This is a genomic window from Streptomyces sp. NPDC002577, from assembly GCF_053594815.1.
The window spans coordinates 84,341-98,307 of record NZ_JBSFWK010000021.1 but is presented as its reverse complement, the minus strand read 5'-3'; the positions used below and the strand labels follow the sequence as shown (position 1 = coordinate 98,307).

General features: G+C 72.1%; 7 protein-coding genes. 3 read left to right on the top strand and 4 right to left on the bottom strand.

What is annotated here, in order from left to right; all coding sequences use genetic code 11:
* Position 1: 1 nt before the first annotated feature.
* The gene (locus tag ACWD4J_RS24945) at positions 2–1,687 is read right to left on the bottom strand and encodes a Tat pathway signal sequence domain protein (RefSeq protein ID WP_451397642.1); all 1,686 of its coding nucleotides are present in this window, start codon (positions 1,685–1,687) and stop codon (positions 2–4) included.
* Between the two features lie 403 nt (positions 1,688–2,090).
* On the opposite strand from ACWD4J_RS24945, the gene ACWD4J_RS24940 reads away from it, so the two are divergent.
* Positions 2,091–4,952: a glycoside hydrolase family 3 C-terminal domain-containing protein gene (locus ACWD4J_RS24940; RefSeq protein ID WP_451397641.1), complete on the top strand. Its 2,862-nt coding sequence runs from the start codon at positions 2,091–2,093 to the stop codon at positions 4,950–4,952.
* A gap of 105 nt (positions 4,953–5,057) precedes the next feature.
* On the opposite strand, the gene ACWD4J_RS24935 is transcribed toward ACWD4J_RS24940, so the two are convergent.
* The 3 genes from ACWD4J_RS24935 to ACWD4J_RS24925 all read right to left on the bottom strand — a co-directional run bounded on the left by ACWD4J_RS24935 (position 5,058) and on the right by ACWD4J_RS24925 (position 10,875).
* A complete protein-coding gene (locus tag ACWD4J_RS24935; protein ID WP_451397640.1) occupies positions 5,058–6,518 on the bottom strand; it encodes an aldehyde dehydrogenase family protein in 1,461 nt (486 codons plus the stop codon).
* Between the two features lie 184 nt (positions 6,519–6,702).
* A complete protein-coding gene (locus ACWD4J_RS24930) occupies positions 6,703–8,571 on the bottom strand; it encodes a PucR family transcriptional regulator (RefSeq protein ID WP_451397639.1) in 1,869 nt (622 codons plus the stop codon).
* Positions 8,572–8,796: 225 nt separating this feature from the next.
* Positions 8,797–10,875 (bottom strand): ATP-binding protein, encoded by a 2,079-nt coding sequence (locus tag ACWD4J_RS24925; RefSeq protein ID WP_451397669.1) that lies wholly within the window; start codon positions 10,873–10,875, stop codon positions 8,797–8,799.
* 608 nt (positions 10,876–11,483) lie between these two features.
* On the opposite strand from ACWD4J_RS24925, the gene gabT reads away from it, so the two are divergent.
* The gene (gene gabT, locus ACWD4J_RS24920) at positions 11,484–12,818 is read left to right on the top strand and encodes a 4-aminobutyrate--2-oxoglutarate transaminase (RefSeq protein WP_451397638.1); all 1,335 of its coding nucleotides are present in this window, start codon (positions 11,484–11,486) and stop codon (positions 12,816–12,818) included.
* 485 nt (positions 12,819–13,303) lie between these two features.
* Positions 13,304–13,963 (top strand): phosphatase PAP2 family protein, encoded by a 660-nt coding sequence (locus tag ACWD4J_RS24915; RefSeq protein WP_451397637.1) that lies wholly within the window; start codon positions 13,304–13,306, stop codon positions 13,961–13,963.
* Positions 13,964–13,967 lie beyond the last annotated feature (4 nt).

Sequence of the window (13,967 nt, the reverse complement as noted above, 5' to 3'; positions counted from 1 at the left end):
GTCACCCCTGCGAGCCGTTGGTGTCGAGCAGCTTCTTGTACCAGTCGCGCAGCTTGTCGCCGCCGCCGCTCTTCCAGTCGGCGATGGCCTGCTGCATGTCGCTGATCTTCTTGCGGCCGCGGACGACGTCGTCCTCCAACTGCTCGAAGTCGTTGGAGAGGTTGGTGTAGCGGGCGGGCTCGGTGATCTGCAGCCCGTAGAAGGAGGACTTCTTGGTGAAGGCGCCCATCCGCTGCTGCCACTCGACCATGTCCTTGGTGATGTCCGGGAAGTCCGGGTGCGCAATGGTCGCGGCGGGGCTGGCCAGCATGACGTAGGCGTTCACGACCTCCTGGTTGCCCTTGTCGGTCTTGACCGGCATGCCGTTCTTGACGGTGTAGTGCGTGCCCTCCACCCCGTACTCGGTGAGCATGTACTCCTTGGTGCCGTACGGGGCGGCGGTCACGTTGGCGGCGGCCAGGACGTCCTTGATCACGGACTCGGACGCCTTCTTGTTGACGAAGGCCCAGATACCGGCGGGCGAACCGGCCCACAGCGTCGGGTCACCGCCGTCGTGGCCGAAGATGTCCATGCCGCCGACGCGGAACTTCGGGTTCTGGGTGGCCTGCTCGGCGCTCTTGCCCCACCAGGCCGAGATGTCGTTGTTGTACATCAGCACCTCGCCCGAGGTGAAGCGCAGGCCCGCGTCGCCCTGGTTCTGCGCCTTGGCGTCCGGGTGGACGACGCCCGCTGCGTACAGCTTCCGCGTCCACTCCAGGGCCTCGAGGTACTCGTCCGTCTCGACGCGGTAGATCAGCTTGCCGTCGACGAGGTTCCAGCCGAGCGGCTTCTCGCCGCCGGACAGGACACCGAACACGTTGAAGGCGGTCCACTTCATGTCGTCGCAGGCCCACACCTTCGCCTTGGCGTTGGTGATCTCCTTGGCCAGCGACAGGAACTCGTCGGCAGAGGTGGGGAGCTTGTACCCCTTCTTGTCGAAGATGTCCTTGCGGTAGAACGGCACGATGTTGGCGACGTAGGACGAGGGCATCGGCAGACCGCGCAGCTTGCCGCCGAAGATGGAGCGCTGCCAGGCGTCGGTCGGGATGGCCGCGAGGTTCGGGTACTTCTTGACCTTGTCGCCGGAGAGGTACGGGCCGAGGTCGGCCATCTTGTTGATGATGGCGCTGGGTATCTTGCCGCCCATGTTCCAGCCGGGGATGACCACGACGTCCGGCATGTCGCTGGAGGCGAGGACCGCGCCGAGCTTCTCGTCGTAGGTGTTGCCGTCCTGGTTCTGCCAGACGATGTCGGCGCCGATCAGCTCGTTCATCGCCTTGTAGTAGGGGTTGCTGCCCTTCGGCGGCGTACCCCAGAACGGCGACATGATCTTGACCGTGGAGCCCTTGCCGAGCGTCTTCGGCACCGAGGTCTTCAGGTCGGCGAGCGAGAGCTCGCTGGTGAAGCCCATCGCAGAGCCGTTCTTCGACGGGATGTCGGGCGTCACGACGTTCTGCGCCACGAAGGTGGGAAGGATCTTCTTCGCGTCCTTGCCCGAGGTGGTGCCGTCCTTGGAACCGCCGTCCGACCCGCCGCAGGCGGTCAGCAGCGGCATCCCGCCGGCCACGGCCGCCGCTGCGACAGCCGTGGAGGCGAGGAAGCTTCTCCGGCTCGGGGAGGAGCTCGCGGAGGAGGAGTTCGGCGTCATTGCGTCAACCCTTCATGGCGCACCAGGACACCCGGGGGGCGTGCCACCGGTCGGCTGCGGTGTCGTGAGTGGTAACTGGCTGAGCCGAAGCGGACAGGGGAGCGGTTTGTGCACCTGAGGTGCCCGGCCCGTTGTCGAAGCGCTTCGATGTTGCTGCGAGGTTAAGTGAACACCCCGAGGCGCACAAGAGCCGATTCGAAGATTCCTCCGACCTATATATGGACGGGTAGGGGCTCCATGCGAGACTCAGAGCCAAGAGTTGTTGCCATGACGTGTCTTGACACCCGCCGTTCCGCGGCAACAGCATCGAAGCGCTTCGAAAGCGCGCCAGGCTCGTTCGACCACACCGGATCGTCCGACCACCCAGGGCGCACACCTCGCTCCACCACAAGGGGATTCCCACGTGACCGCACATCCGCTGCCCTTCCGCGACCCGCAACTCCCGGCCGCCGAACGCGTCGACGATCTGCTCGCGCGGCTCACGCTCGACGAGCGGATCGCGATGCTGCACCAGTTCGCACCCGCCGTGGAACGGCTCGGCGTCGCCGCGTTCCGCACCGGCCAGGAGGCACTGCACGGCGTGGCCTGGATGGGCCCGGCGACCGTGTTCCCGCAGGCCGTAGGGATCGGCGCGACCTGGAACGACGATCTCGTACGCAGGGTCGGCGAGGCGGTGTCGACCGAGGTCCGCGCCATGCGCGCCCGCGACGACCGCATCGGCCTCAACGTCTGGTCCCCCACGGTGAACCTGCTGCGCCACCCCCTGTGGGGCCGCAACGAGGAGGGCTACTCGGAGGACCCGAAGCTGACCTCGGCCATCGCGACCGCGTACACCCGCGGCCTGCGCGGCGACCACCCCGCGTACTGGCGCACGGCCCCCGTCCTCAAGCACTGGCTGGCCCACAACAACGAGACGGGCCGCGACGTCACCTCGTCCTCGGTCCGTCCGCGCGTGCTGCACGAGTACGACCTGCGTGCCTTCCGCGAGTCCGTCGAGGCGGGCGCGGTCGCCGGCGTCATGCCCGCGTACAACCTGGTCAACGGCCGTCCCAACCACGTCTCGCCGTACCTGCGCGAGCACCTGCGGACCTGGACGGACCAGGAGCTGCTGGTCTGCTCGGACGCGGGCGCGCCGTCGAACCTGGTCGACTCCGAGCACTACTTCGACACGCACGAGGAGTCGACGGCGGCCGCGCTGATCGCGGGCGTCGACAGCTTCACCGACCACGGCACCGACGGCTCCCAGATCGTGGCACGCGTGCGTGGCGCCCTGGAGCAGGGCCTGCTCTCCGAGGCCGACATCGACACGGCGGTACGCCGCCAGCTGGCCGTCCGCCTCAGCCTCGGCGAGTTCGACCCGGAGCTCGACCCGTACGCCGGCACCAAGGACTTCGACACCCCGGAGCACCGCGCGCTCGCCCAGGAGGCCGCCGAGCAGGCGATCGTCCTGCTCAAGAACGACGGCGTGCTGCCGCTGGCCGCGGACACCCGCATCGCCGTGGTGGGCCTGCTCGCCGACGAGTGCAAGCTCGACTGGTACAGCGGCACGCTGATCCACCGCTCGACTCCCCTCGAGGGCCTGTACGAGCGGTTCGGCGCCGAGCAGGTCGAGTTCGCCGAGGGCGTGGACCGCGTACGGCTGAAGACCTCGTCCGGCACGTACCTCACGGTGCCCGAGGCCGAAGGCGCGGACGACCAGGTGCGCGGGGCCGAGGGCGCCCTGGACCCGGCGCTGCTCGCGGGCCGCACGGACCTGCCGCCGCTGACCGCCGACGCCACCGGGACCGACCTCGCGCTGATCGACTGGGGCAACGACGTCATCACGTTCCGCGCCCCCGACGGCCGCTATCTGTCGGTCGCGGACGACGGCTTCGTACGGGCTTCCGCGGACCAGCCCGGCGGCTGGGTCGTCCAGGAGACGTTCCGCCTCGAGGCGTCCGAAGCCCACGAGAACGGTCACCTCCTGAAGCACCTGGGAACGGGCCGGTACGTCTCTGTCACCGCCGACGGCGTGAAGGTTGCCGCGGAAGACGCATCCGATGCGGAGATCTTCGAGGTGGCCGTCACCGAGCGCGGCGAGGACGTGGTGGCCCGTGCCGCGGCCGCGGCGGACGTCGTGATCGTGGCGGCGGGCAACGACCCGCACATCAACGGCCGCGAGACCGAGGACCGCACCACGCTCCGCCTGCCCGAGCAGCAGGAGCGCCTGCTGCGCGCCGCCCGCGCCGCGAACCCGCGCACCGTCCTGACCCTCGTCTCCGCGTACCCGTACGCGGTCGACCACGAGGACCTGCCGGCCGTGCTGTGGACCGCGCACGGCGGCCAGGCGGCGGGCACGGCGCTGGCCCGCGTCCTGGCCGGCGACGTCTCCCCCGCAGGCCGCCTGCAGCAGACCTGGTACGCGTCGGACGACGACCTGCCGGACCTCCTCGACTACGACATCATCGGCAGCCGCCAGACGTACCTGTACTTCGAGGGCACCCCGCTCTTCCCGTTCGGCCACGGCCTGTCGTACGCGTCCTTCGCGTACGGGGACCTGTCGGTGCAGCGGGACGGGGAGGTGCTCCAGGTCTCCTTCACCGTCACCAACACCGGCGGTGTGCCCGCCGACGAGGTCGCCCAGCTCTACACCCGCGCCGTCGACCCGACGGTCCCGCGGCCGCGCCGCGAACTGGCCGCGTACCGCCGCGTCCACCTGGCGCCCGGCGCGTCGGCCGAGCTGTCCTTCGAACTCCCGGTCAGCGGGCTCGGCTTCTGGGACGTCGCCCACGGCCGCTGGTGGGTGGAGCCGGGGCAGTACGAGCTGCTGGTGGGCGCGTCCAGCGAGGACGTCCGGCTGCGCGAGACCGTCCGGATCGACGGCGAGGCCGCGGGCCCGCGTCCGGTCGTCGCGAACGGCCTGGACGCCGCCGACTACGACGTACAGCGCGGCACCACGATCGTCGACCGCAGCAAGACCTCGGGCGACGCCGTGACGCCGGTGGACGACGCGACGGGTGAACTGGTCTTCCGCCGCTGCGACTTCGGTGACGGCGTCACCGAGGTGTCCGTCGAAGCGGCGGGCGAGGGCACCGTCGAACTCTCCCTGGCGGGCGAGTCGGGTGAGGCCGACGGCACGGTGCTCGCCTCGATCGATGTCCCGGCGACCGGCGGCCCCTACGCGTACGCCACCGTCGGCGCCGCGTTCACGGCGGTCGGCGTGCAGGACCTGCACATCAGGCTGCGCGGCCCGCTGCGGCTCGCGCACGTCGGCTTCTCTGGTTGAGGGTCCGGAAGAAGCCGGCGCACATGAGAAGGGGCCCGGCACCGAAGGCAGTGGGATGCTTCGGTGCCGGGCCCCTTCGTCACGCTCGTCGCGGCGACCGGCCGGCTAGAGGGCGATGCCCGTCAGGACCAGAACCCGCTCGTACGTGTAGTCCTCCATCGCGAACCGCACGCCCTCGCGGCCCACACCGGACTGCTTGACGCCGCCGTACGGCATCTGGTCTGCGCGGTAGGACGGGACGTCGCCGATGACCACGCCGCCGACCTCCAGCGCGCGGTGGGCGCGGAACGCGGTCTGCAGGTCGTGGGTGAACACGCCTGCCTGCAGGCCGTACTTGGAGTCGTTGACGGCTGCGAACGCCTCGGCCTCGCCGTCCACCTTGTGCACGGTGAGGACCGGCCCGAAGACCTCCTCGCAGGAGATGGTCACGTCGGCCGGGACGTCGGCGAGGACGGTGGGCGCGTAAGAGGCGCCGTCACGCTTGCCGCCGGTGAGCACCTGGGCGCCGGCCTGCGCGGCCTCGTCGACCCAGGACTCCACACGCTTGGCGGCGTCCTCGCTGACCAGCGGGCCGACCTCGGTGGCGTCGTCCGACGGGTCGCCGGTGACCTGCGCCTCGACGGCCGCCACGATCCGCGGCACCAGGCGCTCGTAGAGCGAGGCGTCCGCGATCACGCGCTGGACGGAGATGCAGGACTGGCCGCCCTGGTAGTTGGAGAAGGTCGCGATGCGCTGCGCCGCCCAGTCCAGGTCCTCGTCCGATGCGTAGTCGGCCAGGACGACGGCCGCGCCGTTGCCGCCGAGCTCGAGGGTGCAGTGCTTGCGCGGCACCGAGTCCATGATCGCGTAACCGACCTTCTCGGAACCCGTGAAGGAGATCACCGGCAGCCGCTCGTCCTGGACGAGGGCGGGCATGCGGTCGTTGGGGACCGGCAGGATGGACCAGGAGCCCGCCGGGAGGTCGGTCTCGGCGAGCAGCTCGCCGAGGACGAGGCCGGAGAGCGGGGTCGCGGGCGCGGGCTTGAGGATGATCGGCGCACCGGCGGCGATCGCGGGGGCGACCTTGTGGGCGCACAGGTTCAGCGGGAAGTTGAACGGCGCGATGCCGAGGACGACGCCCTTGGGGAAGCGGCGGGTCAGGGCGAGGCGCCCGGCGCCGCCCGCGTCGGTGTCGAGGCGCTGGGCCTCGCCGCCGTTGAAGCGGCGGGCCTCCTCGGCGGCGAAGCGGAAGACGGAGACGGCACGGCCGACCTCACCGCGCGCCCACTTGATGGGCTTGCCGTTCTCGGCGGAGATCAGCTGGGCGATCTCCTCGGTGCGCTCGACGAGCCGCTTGCACACGTGGTCCAGGGCGGCGGCCCGTACGTGCGCGGGGATCGCGGCGAGCTCGTCCCGGACGGCGTACGCGGCGGCCACGGCCTCCTCGACCTGGGCGTCGGTCGGAACGGCGGCCTTGCCGACGAGCCGGCCGTCCCAGGGGGACGTCACGTCGAAGGTGGCGTCGCCGGTGGCCTGGCGGCCGGCGAGCCAGAAGGCGTGGGTGGCTGCCTCGTTTCCCTGTGGCATCTTGAGTCCCGGCCCTTCCGCTGTCGGTGTCTTGGGTGGTGCAGGGGCCGGTGGTGCATGGTCCGCCGACCCGGGTGATGCGTGTCCCACCGTAGGGCCGGGGGCAGCCGGGGTCGCTTGTCCGGTACGGAGTGATCGGCCCGCCGGACACACCGCTTTGGCAGTGTGCCGTGGCGGGCGGTCGTCATTCGCTCGCGGTCGCCTTCAGCGCCAGCCACAGCTCCATGCGTACGTCCGGGTCGTCGAGGGAGCGGCCGAGGATCTCCTCGACGCGGCGCATGCGGTAGCGCAGTGTGTGCCGGTGGACGCCGAGGTCCGCGGCGGCCGCGTCCCACTGGCCGTGGCGTGACAGCCAGGCCCGCAGCGAGGCGACGAGGTCGCCCCGGCCCCGGGCGTCGTGTTCGTGCAGGGCCCGCAGCAGCCCGTCCGCGAAGGCGCGTACCGCGTCGTCGGCGAGCAGCGGCAGTACGGAGCCTGCCGCCAGTTCCTCGTGCTCGACGAGGCAGCGTCCGCGCCGGCGGGCGACGGACAGGGCCTGTTCGGCCTGCTTGTAGGCGGTGGCGGCGGCGATCGGACCGGCCGGCGCGGACAGGCCGACGACCAGCTCCTGCTCCTCGCCCGCAGAAGCCTCGTGGGCCGTGGCCTCACGCCCGGCGGCGTCTCGCAGCACGGCACGCGCGTGCTCCAGCGCATCGGCGTGCTGAAGGCAGGCCGCCACTGCGGCGCCTCCGTCGGCGGCGAGCAGGATGAGCCGGTCGCCGTCGGGGACCAGGAGAATCGCTTCACCGGCGCGCGCCGCCGCGGCCTCGACGACATCGGCGAGTGCTGCCCGCGGGTCGCCGGCCGCCGCATCGGCCGTGGGCGGCACGGCCGCCGACCGCTTGGCAGGCGGCACGCACGCGTGGCCGCTCGCCTTCGACGAGGCGGCACCAGCCACACCCGCGGGGCCGCCCGCCTGCGATTCGGCGACAGCCACGCGTGCGTGCCCGCCGGCCGGCCCTCGCGGGGGCGTGTTCTCGGGGGACGTCCCGTCGGGCTCGCCGTGCTCCGTCCGCCCGGCGGAAGAAGCACCCTTGGCATGGGCGCGCGCCGCAGAGGCCGGTGCCGCCTCCGCGATGATCAGGCGGAAGGGGGCGTCCAGCAGCCCGCCGTACAGGTCCCCGGCGACGGCCCGGGCGTGGTCGGGCTGTCCGGCGAGCAGCATCCGCAGCACGGCGGCGCCGATGCGCTGCTCGGCGTCGTGCAGGGAACGGGACCGCTCTGTCGTGAGCGTCAGCAGAGCGACGGCCGAGTGCACGGCGTACCGCTCAGCGGTACCCAGCGTCGACGCGGTGCCGACGGCGAGCGCGGCGCGTGCCCGGCGGCCGGTGCCCAGCGAGTGCAGCTCCACGCGGTCCTCGCCGCTGTCGCCCGGTGAGCCGCCCACGACGGCGCTCGCCGGAGCGGTCCGCTGCTGCAGCCGCTCGACGTCGGGGGTGAGCCGGGCGGCCCGGCGAGCGGCCCACTCCGGCGCGGCGGCGACGACGGCGCCCGACGCGTCGTACAGCGCCGCCCAGCCGTCGACCTGCGCGGCGAGCGCGGTGAGCAGGCCCTCCGGGCCGCCGCTCAGCGCCTGCTTGGTCAGTTCACGCTGGGCGGCGAAGCCGGCGGTCACCGCCCGGTACTGATCGGCGGCGATGGCGGCCGACACGGCCTTGCTTATGGCGAGGAACGGCGTCCGCCGCGGCACCTCGAGCAGCGGCAGGCCCTCCGCCTCGGCCGCCTCGACGAGCGCGTCGGGGATGTCGTCGTAGTTGACGCCGACGGCGAAGCCGAGCCCGACGACACCGGCGCCCACCAGTCGCTTCACATAGCGGCGCATCGCCTCGGGATCCTCCGCGTCCAGCTTGAGCGCGGTGATCAGCAGCAGCTCGCCGCCCTCCATGTAGGGGACGGGGTCGGCCAGCTCGCTGACGTGCGCCCACCGGACAGGGGTGTCCAGATGGTCCTCGCCCGCGCGCACCGTGAGCTTGAGCGCGGAGTGCTGGACGAGCGAGGCGAGCGTGGGGCGCATGGGTCTTCAGATCTTCTTCACAGTCGTCGGTCGAGGTGGAGTCGGAGTGACTTCGGCGTGAGGCCCCGGTGATACCGAGGCGCTTCCTTGGCCGCCGCGTACGAACGACCACCTCCGATTCTGCCTCACCGTACGATGCGCATGTGACCGAATGTCCGGACGTGACAGCCGAATGTCCGAACGTCACACCCCTTCCGCACGCTCCGCCGGGCCCGGACTCGGCCCTCAGCTTCTGAGATCCACCAGCAACGGCGGCGCGTGTTCGCCGCGCACATTCGTGAGGGACAGCACCGCGTGCCCGGGCGGCACGCTGTGGGCCAGCTCGGAGGCGGACCAGCGCTCGCGCTCCACCTGGCGGACGGTCACCGCGCGGGCGGTCGGGGCGTGGCCGGTGATCACGCGCCGCAGGACGTGCACGGTCTTGCCGAGCGGTGTCTCGGCGATGATCTGCCGGTCGGTGACGTCACGCGCCTCGATCCACTCCTTGCCCCACACCTCCGCGAAGTCCTGCCCGTCCCAGGGGGTCAGCCCCGACAGCGCCATACGGCAGCCGGTCGAGCCCAGCAGAGGTCCGCGCAGCGGCCGCGGGACGTCGTCGAGCGTGCGCAGCGTCAGTACAGCCCCCGCGTTCGCCGATCGCAGCCGCTGCAGGCCGCGTACCGCCTCCGCAGTGACCGCGCCCGTCGCGTCGTCGAGGACGAGGCAGGCGAACAGCGACCGGTCGTCGCGGACGGCGGCACCGGCCGTGAACTGGGCGAGCACGAGCCTGGAGAGGATCCGGGAGGCGTCGGCGTGCCCGCGCTCGGGAAGGTCGATACGGACCCGCACCGGGTGGTCGATCGACCGGAGCGAGAAGGGACGGCTCTGCCCCGACGTGTCGAAGAAGCCGGCGAAGGCCGGCCGGTCGAGGAGCGCGATCCGGTCGGCGAGCACCCCACCCAGGTCTCCGGGATGCCCCAGCTGCCGCTCGCGCGCGTCGAGCTCGCGCAACATCACCTCGTGCCCGGCCTCGGCGATCGCCTTGCGCAGCGCGCCGAGCGGACCGGGCGCACCGTCCAGAAGCTGCCGCAGCTCGGGTACGGAGGGGAAGCGGCCGTGGACCGCGTGGAACGGCCCGAGCAGTTGGGCGAGCACGGTGGTGGGGCGCCGGCCGGCGCCGCCGGGGTGCGGGTCCGCGAGGTCGCCGACGAGGGCCTCGGCGAGAATCGCCGCGGCCTCGTCGGGGTCGTGGGTTCCGCCGTACAGATCGAGGTCGTACACGGATTCGGGGTTGCCGATGCGGACGACGACGTCATACGCGTCGGCGGGCCCGAGCCCGGCGCCCGCGGCGCCGACCACGACCACGGCGGCCCGCCCCGCCAGCGCCTGCAGGCACAGCGCCTCGGCGAGCGGCCGCACGACACTGCTGGTCTTGCCGGATCCGGCCGGGCCGACGGCGAGCAGCGAGGTGCCGAGCAGCTCGGGGCCGAGCGCCAGTCCGGTGCCGCGGTACTGGTAGGGGTTGCGCGGATCGTCGGCGGTCGTGCCGATCCGCACCTGCGCTGTGGCGAGATCGTGCCGGGCGGCGCGGACGGGGAGGTCGCGCTCGCCGGAGGGGTGCAGACAGGCGGCGGCTCCGTCCTTGAGGACGGCGCGGGTGAAGGTCGCGAGGTTGTGCCGCCCGGTGCGTACGCCCTGCCACGCGCGCGTGATCCTCGCGTGGTCGACGTCGCGCATGAGCCCGGCGCGGGCTTCGGCGGCGAGCCTGTCGGCGGCGTCCTGGGCGCCGGCGGCCCTCAGCTGGGGCCATTGGGCGGGGTCCACCGCGGGCGGGGGCGGGGGCTCGGCCCTCGGGGCCGCCCGGCGCCACGCGGGGAGCCCGTACCGCCGCCAGATCTCCGACCACCGGCCGAGCCGCCCGACTCCCACCATGATCACAAGCGCGACGACGGTGTAGTACGCGTAGACGGCGACGACCGCGGCGAACGAGTGGGGCTCGGCCCAGGAGTCCGGAATCATCGCGTAGAGCGGCAGCAGCCACCATCCGCCGAGGTACCCGTTCCACAGCAGCGACCAGACCAGCCACCCCACGAGAAACGCGACCAGCGCCCCGCTGAGCAGCTGCCGCGCCGGGATGGCCTCGGGCTCCTCGGCGGCCCGCGGCCGGTGCCCGAAGCGCCAGATGCCGGGCGCGGCTTCGGGCCGGGGGGCCCGCAGCCAGGCGAGGAAGGCGGACCCGTCGGGAACGGGAGGGGCTCCAGGCGCCTGCGCGGGCCGAGGCGGGACACCGGCGGGCGGCCCGGCGGCCGGGGGCTGCGCGGGCATTTCGGGCCGCGCAGCCTGCACGGCCCGTGAAGCCGCGTCGGCCGACAGCGCGTCGGCGGAGGGGTCTACATCCGGCGACGGCCCGGCGTACGGGGGCTGTGCGGGCTGTGACGGCACATCGTCCGCCGGCCCGCCGTCCGGCGTCCGGCCCTGCACGGGCCGCCGCGGCCCGGCGCCCTGCGCGGCCCCGGCCGGCCCGGGCCCGACCGGGCGCGGCCCCGCCGGGCGCGGCACCGGATCGGCCTGTGTGCCGTGTGCGTCCTGCGTGCCGTCGGTGTTCATCGACCCCTTGCCCCCTGGCCTGCCGGTCCGTACGTCGTCCGCGAGTCAATCTAATGCGCTCGTATGGGGAGTTCACCGGTTACGCGCCCGGGCCTGCGGGAATGCGTCAGCGCGCCCCGGCGGGCGCGCCCGGTCGGCCGCTATGTCCACGAAGGACAACCGGCTCCTCGGACAGCGCCCTCATGGAGCATGCCCACTCCCCTCCCCCGGACCTAGCCTGCGAAGAGAGAACCGAAGCGTCCGGAACACAAGCGTCCAAGCGAAGCGTCCGGAATTCCGGAAATTCCGGATACGAACACCGCCGAACACCATCCCAGGAGCCCCGCATGAGTGCACTTCCGCAGGAGCGCCGCGTCGTCACCGCCATCCCCGGCCCGAAGTCGCAGGAGCTGCAGGCCCGCCGTATCGCTGCGGTCGCAGCCGGTGTGGGCTCCACGCTGCCCGTCTTCACGGCACGCGCGGGCGGCGGCATCATCGAGGACGTCGACGGGAACCGGCTGATCGACTTCGGCTCCGGCATCGCGGTGACGTCCGTCGGCGCCTCCGCCGAGGCCGTCGTACGCCGCGCCTCCGCCCAGCTGCAGGACTTCACCCACACCTGTTTCATGGTCACCCCGTACGAGGGCTACGTGGCCGTCGCCGAGGCGCTCGCCGAGCTCACCCCGGGCGACCACGCGAAGAAGTCCGCCCTGTTCAACTCGGGCGCCGAGGCCGTCGAGAACGCCGTCAAGATCGCGCGTGCCTACACCAAGCGCCAGGCCGTCGTCGTCTTCGACCACGGCTACCACGGCCGCACCAACCTCACGATGGCGCTGACGGCCAAGAACATGCCGTACAAGCACGGCTTCGGCCCGTTCGCGCCCGAGGTGTACCGCGCTCCCCTGGCGTACGCCTACCGCTGGCCGACCGGTCCGGAGAACTGCGGCCCCGAGGCCGCCGCCCAGGCCATCGACCAGATCACCAAGCAGGTCGGCCCGGACAACGTCGCCGCGATCATCATCGAGCCGGTGCTCGGCGAGGGCGGCTTCATCGAGCCGGCGAAGGGCTTCCTGCCGGCGCTGGCGCAGTTCGCCAAGGACAACGGCATCGTCTTCGTCGCCGACGAGATCCAGTCCGGCTTCTGCCGCACCGGCCAGTGGTTCGCCTGCGAGGACGAGGGCGTCGTCCCGGACCTGATCACCACGGCGAAGGGCATCGCGGGCGGTCTGCCGCTCGCCGCCGTCACCGGCCGCGCCGAGATCATGGACGCCGCGCACGCGGGCGGCCTGGGCGGCACCTACGGCGGCAACCCGGTGGCCTGCGCGGGCGCGCTCGGTGCGATCGAGACGATGAAGGAGCTCGACCTCAACGCCAAGGCCAAGCGCATCGAGGAGGTCATGAAGGGCCGCCTCACCGCCATGCAGGAGAAGTTCGACATCATCGGCGACGTGCGCGGCCGCGGCGCGATGATCGCCGTCGAGCTGGTGAAGGACCCGGCCACCAAGGAGCCGAACCCGGAGGCCACCGCCGCCCTCGCCAAGGCCTGCCACCAGGAGGGCCTGCTGGTCCTGACCTGCGGCACGTACGGCAACGTGCTGCGCTTCCTGCCGCCGCTGGTCATCGGCGAGGACCTGCTCACCGAGGGCCTGGACATCATCGAGGCGGCCCTGGCCCGTATCTGAGCGACCTGGGCCGTACCCGAAGGGCCGCACCACCGGCCTGAGGAGCCGCTCGGCCAGTTGGAGCCGCGATCTGCCCCAAACCGGGCGGATCGCGGCTCCGTATGTGCTCTGACATGTGTGGACGTCATACGGTAGAACTCTCGTGACCTGGGGTAACGGTCAGAGCATGTGAAGAACGTGTGCGAGGGCCATGGCAGGATGCCGTTCCGCCTGTTCGGTCCCGCACCCCTGCCGTAGGTTTTAGCCAGATGAGAGAAACACCCCGCCCACAGGCGACTGTGGGCGACGCCAGGTCGCGGCCTCCCCAGCTTCGTCCTGGTCGTGCCTTCGCGCACACACCCGGAGTTTCAGGCTCCGGAACTCCTCACCGGTCGGACGGCCGCCCGCCCCAAACCCCCCGGGGCGTGCGGCAAACCGACCAGGACGGCCGCCCCGGAACTCCCCCCCCTGTTCCGGGGCGGCCGAACGCACTTCGGCGCACACGCGTGCAGGGCCTGTGCGGGCTCCTCTTCCTCTTCGCCCTCATCACCTGGCAGGTGGCCGCTCACGGCCCCTTGCGCCGGATGGACGAGCGCATCGGCCTTGCGGCCAGACAGACCCGCCTCCCCAACGCCGTGGCGGAGTTCTTCGCCGATCTGGGCAGCGTGCCGATCGCAGTGCCGATCCTGCTCGGTGTGGCCGGCTATGTCGCCTGGCACGCCCGCCGCACCGGTGCGCCCCGCTGGTGGCTGCCACCGCTGGCCGCCCTGCTGGCGATGGCGGCCGTCCCCATGCTGATCGTCCCGATCAAGCTCCTGATCGCCCGTCCGGGCCCGCCCGGCATGGGGCTCGGCGACGGCTTCTACCCCTCGGGGCACACCGCCACCGCGACCGTGGCCTACGGAGCGGCGACACTGCTCCTGCTTCCGTATCTGCGCCCCAGCGCCTACGCCCGCCGCGAGGTGGTGATCGGCTGCCTGCTGCTGAACGCGGCAGTGGGCTTCGGCCTGGTCCGCCGCGGCTACCACTGGCCGCTGGACGTGCTCGGCAGCTGGTGCCTGTGCGGGGCGCTGCTCGTACTGGTGAGCGCGTGCATCGACAGGTTCGGCGACGCCCCGGACGACCCGTCTGCCTCATCCGGCAGTCCGGCAGAGCCTTCGCGCTGAACGG